2 protein-coding genes are annotated in these 3,843 nt (G+C 61.3%); one reads left to right on the top strand and one right to left on the bottom strand.

The features are described from left to right. Positions 1-442 precede the first annotated feature (442 nt). On the bottom strand, positions 443-2,212 hold the full coding sequence (locus D6877_RS11565; RefSeq protein WP_130910861.1) for a flavin monoamine oxidase family protein: 1,770 nt from the start codon (positions 2,210-2,212) through the stop codon (positions 443-445). Positions 2,213-2,435: 223 nt separating this feature from the next. Between D6877_RS11565 and D6877_RS11560 the strand changes: the two genes are divergently transcribed. Continuing rightward, the gene (locus tag D6877_RS11560; RefSeq protein ID WP_130910860.1) at positions 2,436-3,842 is read left to right on the top strand and encodes an adenosylmethionine--8-amino-7-oxononanoate transaminase; all 1,407 of its coding nucleotides are present in this window, start codon (positions 2,436-2,438) and stop codon (positions 3,840-3,842) included. Position 3,843 lies beyond the last annotated feature (1 nt).

Genomic DNA, 3,843 nt, shown 5'->3' with positions numbered 1-3,843 from the left:
CGGGCGCCTGCGCAAACCCAAGCAAAAGTGGCTGAGGAAACTGCCGAACGGGACAGAGTTCTTCAAGTGGGAGTTCTGACCGATTCAGACGGTGTGACTGGCTAGTTGTGAAGTACTGCGGGCGGTTGCAGGCACTCGGCATTGTAAGGATCTATCTGGCATTTATGCGCTAGTTCCGAACCATAACCGCCGGGAAAGAATTGCCCGTTGCTACAACCGGGAAGTGCAATCAGCAACAGTATCAGCGTGAGTGTTTTCATCAGAGAGCTCCAATTTTTCCCAGCATAAAATTGGTCGACGGGCAGCCGCTATCACCTGATTCCGAGCGTCTTGTGGGAAGCCTCCGGTACGCAGGTCAGCCATGGAACCGGTCCGCGAAGGACACAAACGCAGGGCAAAAAAAACGCGACCCGAGGGCCGCGTTTTTCATATGAACCAAGGTTTACTGCGCCTTGGTCTCGGTCGTTGCAGCAGGCTTGGCCGCTGGCTTCTTCGCCGGTTCAGCCTTCTTCGCCGCCGGTTTGGCCGCCGGCTTTTTCGTGTCGGTTTTTGCCGCCGGTTTCTTCGCCGCTGGCTTGGCCGCTGCTTTCTTTGCCGGCTCGGCTTTCACCGGGGCCGCTGGTTTCGGTGCTTCCACCGGCGCTGGCGCAGGTGCCGGGGTCGGTGCAGGTGCTGGAGCGGCCGGAGCAGGTGCTGGCTCTGGCGCCTTCACAGGCTCAGGCTTCTTCTCGTCATCCGAGCCGCCGAACAGGTTGCTGAAGAAGTTGCCCTTCTTCGCCGCCGCCGCACCCGCCGCGCCTGCCGCTGCTGCAGCCGGAACCACTTTGACCGGTTCAAACGACTTGCCTGCCGCCAGATCTTCAACCTGGCTGGCCGCGCGCTGGCCGGTGCGCAGTGCGCCTTCCAGGGTGCCCGGGTACAAGGTGTCGGTGTGTTCGCCGGCGAACGCTACGCGTTGCAGCGGACGTTCCCACAGGCGCCAGAACTTGCTGATCTGCCCTGGGCCGTAAGCCAGGTAGGCGCCGCCCATCGACGGGTCGGTGCTGTAGCGACGGATTTCATAACCGGTGAACGAGCCACGGGCCTGTGGATAAAACGCGTGCAGACGGATCAGCACCTGATCGACCATCTGCTTGTCGCCGAACGCCTGCATCACCCGAGCGTTGTCGCCGGACAGGTTGATCACCACGTTGGCGCCACCCTTCAGCGCCGGTTCGATCCAGAGCATGCCCAGACCGGTATTGCTGTAGATCTCGCCGGACATGCGCGATTTGCTTTCCCACACTGGCGTCTTGAACTTCAGCATGATCTGGTCGCGCCAACCGTAGTTGGTGCCCTTGATCGCTGCCAGATGCTGAGCATCCAGCGCCGGGGTCAGCGAGATCTTGTTCAGTGCGCGCAAAGGCACCGCCAGCACCACATAGTCAGCCTGATAGCCGACGCTGCCGACTTTGACGGTCACGCCGTCCTTGTCCTGGATGATGGCCGAGACCGGCGAGCTGGTCTTGATGGTCTTGATCTGTTTGACGAAGGCCTGGGCCAGCACCTGGCTGCCACCGACCAGACGCGAGGCGCGCAGGTCGCGGTCGGAGACGCCGCGATAGACGCGGTTCTGCTGAGCGAAATACAGCAGCGACAGACGCGAAGGTTCGTCGTAGTGGGTACGGATGTCCTGGTTGATCAACTGACGCGCGGTGGCCGGCAGGTTCTGCTTGTCGAGCCAGCTCGATACGGTGATCTGGTCCAGTGCATGCAGGGTGGCGGTCGCCGCCGGGTTCTGCGGGTCGTCGATCGAGCGCGCCAGATCGTCGAGGGTTTTCTGGTAGCGCTTGAGCGCATCGGCGGTGGCTGGCTGCTTGGTGGCCAGATCAGCGGCGGAGAAATAATCGCCGTCGATCAGATAACCGGGGGTACGGACGAATTCCGGCGCCGGCGTGGTGCCGAGCTTGAAGGTCGACACGTACTTGTTCAGCACCGGCTGAGTCTTGTCGTTGCCGATCCACTCGCTGGTGGCCATGCCCGAGCGGCCGCCCAGACTCGGTTTGGCTTCCAGCAGGGTGACCTGCCAGCCTTTGTTCTGCAGTTCGTAAGCGGCGGTCAGACCCGACAGGCCACCGCCGATCACGATTGCGGTTTTATCCTTGGCCAGCGCCGTAACGCTGAACAGCCCCAACATCACCAGCGCACAGGCGCGCAGCCAACCGACAGACATTCAGCGAACTCCGGAAAAACATGTGGGAAAAAGCAGTTTTGCGAGTCAGACGACTCAAAGAACCGCGAAGAATACGTTAGCCATCAAAACGCCGCCAGCGACGTCTATCGGCTCAGACAAAGTAGCTCAATCGACACAATGGGTTGTTCCCGCGCGATGCATTGCATAGGCTTGCGCGATTGTTCGCCCGCGCCTGACGCGAGCCGCCTCGAGGAGACTGTTAATGGGCCTGAATAACCAGTGGATGCAACGCGATCTTGCGGTGTTGTGGCATCCCTGCACCCAGATGAAAGACCACGAACAGCTGCCGCTGATCCCGATCAAGCGCGGCGAAGGCGTCTGGCTCGAAGACTTCGAAGGCAAGCGCTACCTCGACGCGGTCAGTTCCTGGTGGGTCAACGTGTTCGGCCACGCCAACCCGCGCATCAACCAGCGCATCAAGGATCAGGTCGATCAACTCGAGCACGTGATTCTTGCCGGTTTCAGCCATCAGCCGGTGATCGAGCTGTCCGAGCGTCTGGTGAAGATGACGCCGCAAGGTCTGAATCGGGTGTTCTACGCCGATAACGGTTCGTCGTGCATCGAAGTCGCGCTGAAGATGAGCTTTCACTACTGGCTCAATCGCGGCCAACCGAACAAGAAGCGCTTCGTCACCCTGACCAACAGCTACCACGGCGAAACCATGGCGGCGATGGCAGTCGGCGACGTGCCGCTGTTCACCGAGACCTACAAAGCCCTGCTGATGGACACCATCAAGGTGCCGAGCCCGGATTGCTACGGGCGCCCCGACGGCATGAGCTGGGAAGAACATTCACGCAACATGTTTGCCGCCATGGAACAGACCCTGGCAGAGAATCATGACAGCGTCGCGGCAGTCATCGTCGAGCCGCTGATTCAAGGCGCCGGCGGTATGCGCATGTATCACCCGGTGTACCTCAAGCTGTTGCGCGAGGCCTGCGACCGCTATGGCGTGCACCTGATCCACGACGAAATCGCCGTCGGCTTCGGCCGCACCGGGACGATGTTCGCCTGCGAACAGGCCGGCATCCGCCCGGACTTCCTTTGCCTGTCGAAAGCCCTGACCGGCGGCTACCTGCCGCTGGCCGCGTGCCTGACCACCGACGAGGTCTACAGCGCCTTCTACGACGACTACCCGACCCTGCGCGCCTTCCTGCATTCGCACAGCTACACCGGCAACCCGCTGGCCTGCGCTGCGGCACTGGCGACCCTGGATATCTTCGAGCAGGACAACGTCATCGAGAACAACCAGGCGCTGGCTCAGCGCATGGCCTCGGCGACCGCGCATCTGGTCGATCACCCGAACGTCTCCGAAGTGCGCCAGACCGGCATGGTCCTGGCCATCGAGATGGTCAAGGATAAAGCCAGCAAAGAGGCCTACCCTTGGCAGGAGCGTCGTGGCTTGAAGGTGTTCCAGCATGCGCTGGAACGTGGTGCGTTGTTGCGGCCGCTGGGCAGCGTGGTGTATTTCCTGCCGCCGTACGTGATCACCCCGGAGCAGATCGATTTCCTGGCCGAAGTGGCCAGTGAAGGTATTGATATTGCTACGCGTGACAGCGTCAGCGTGGCGGTGCCGAAAGACTTCCATCCGGGATTCCGCGACCCGGGCTGAT

The sequence above is a fragment of the Pseudomonas sp. Sample_9 genome (assembly GCF_004307535.1).
Lineage (GTDB): Bacteria > Pseudomonadota > Gammaproteobacteria > Pseudomonadales > Pseudomonadaceae > Aquipseudomonas > Aquipseudomonas mercuritolerans.
Note: the sequence above shows the minus strand (reverse complement) of the source record. Positions and strands in the feature narration are given on the sequence as shown.